The following is a 1,375-nucleotide window of genomic DNA, read 5'->3' as shown; positions in this document are numbered from 1 at the left end:
CTAGTGTGTCGGTCCGGAAATTATCGCTGTAATTACCTATGGTGTTGTAGTGGCGGATTTCGGGCGTGATGGCGAGTTTGTGTTGACCGGTGACGAGCGTGATCAGCTTCTGGCCTGGTCCCAGGGATCGTCGAGGTCGGCGGTGCGGGCGCGGATCGTGCTGGCGTGCGCCGAGCCGGGGGTGGTGTACGAGCGGCTGGCCGCTGATCTGGGTGTGACGACGATGACGGTCACCAAGTGGCGCAGGCGGTTTGCGCAATCTCGAGTCGACGGGTTGCGCGATGAGCAGCGTCCGGGTCGACCGAAGTCCGATCTGGTGCTGACCGAGGGTGAGCGGGAGCAGTTGACGCGCTGGGCGCGACGAGCGAAGACCTCGCAGGCGTTGGCACTGCGGTCGAAGATCGTGCTCGGGTGCGCGGCGGGCGCGTCGAACAAGCAGGTCGCCGAGGATCTGCGGATCACGCAGAGCACCGTGGCGCGGTGGCGGCGCCGGTTCGTCGCCGACCGGCTCGAAGGCCTGGTCGACGAGCCCCGCCCCGGCCGGCCGCCGTCGATCCTTCTCGACCAGGTCGAGGACGTGGTGATCGCCACGCTGGAACAGACACCACCGAACGCGACGCACTGGTCGCGAACCTCGATGGCGAAACGCAGCGGCCTCTCGCGCACCACGATCGGCCGGATCTGGGGCAAGTTCGACCTGAAGCCGCATCTCGTGGACGGGTTCAAGTTGTCCAGCGATCCGCAGTTCGTGGACAAGGTCGTTGATGTTGTTGGTCTGTACCATAATCCACCGGAGAAGTCCGTGGTGCTGTGCGTGGACGAAAAATCCGGCATGCAGGCGCTCGATCGATCCCAGCCGGTGCTGCCGATGATGCCCGGCATGCCCGAACGGCGCAGTCACGACTACACCAGGCACGGCATCACCAGCCTGTTTGCGGCCTTCAACATCGCCGACGGCACGGTGATCTCGGAGATCCACCGGCGGCACCGAGCGGTGGAGTTCAAGAAGTTCCTGATCGCCATCGACAAGGCCGTCCCCGCCGACCTCGACGTCCATCTGGTCTGCGACAATCTCGCCACCCACAAGACCCCCACCATCCGCGCCTGGCTGCAGCGACACCCTCGATTCCACCTGCATTTCACCCCGACCGGATCGTCCTGGATAAACCAGGTCGAACGATGGTTCGGGTTCCTCACCGACCAGATGATCCGCCGCAGCGTTCACAAAAGCGTTGTCGCACTGGAAAACGACGTCCGGACTTGGATCGACAACTGGAACCAAGACCCCAAACCCTTCGTCTGGCGCAAGACCGCGGAGGAGATCCTCGACTCCCTCACCAAATATATGGCGAAGATTTCCGGACCGGCACACTAG

1 protein-coding gene is annotated in these 1,375 nt (G+C 63.6%); it reads left to right on the top strand.

Annotated features, from left to right (window positions below):
- The first annotated feature begins 82 nt into the window (after positions 1–82).
- Positions 83–1,375 (top strand): IS630 family transposase, encoded by a 1,293-nt coding sequence (locus tag ACFU5V_RS43040; RefSeq protein ID WP_378707531.1) that lies wholly within the window; start codon positions 83–85, stop codon positions 1,373–1,375.

This window comes from Rhodococcus sp. NPDC057529 (genome assembly GCF_042802055.1).
Lineage (GTDB): Bacteria > Actinomycetota > Actinomycetes > Mycobacteriales > Mycobacteriaceae > Rhodococcus_F.
Note: the sequence above shows the minus strand (reverse complement) of the source record. Positions and strands in the feature narration are given on the sequence as shown.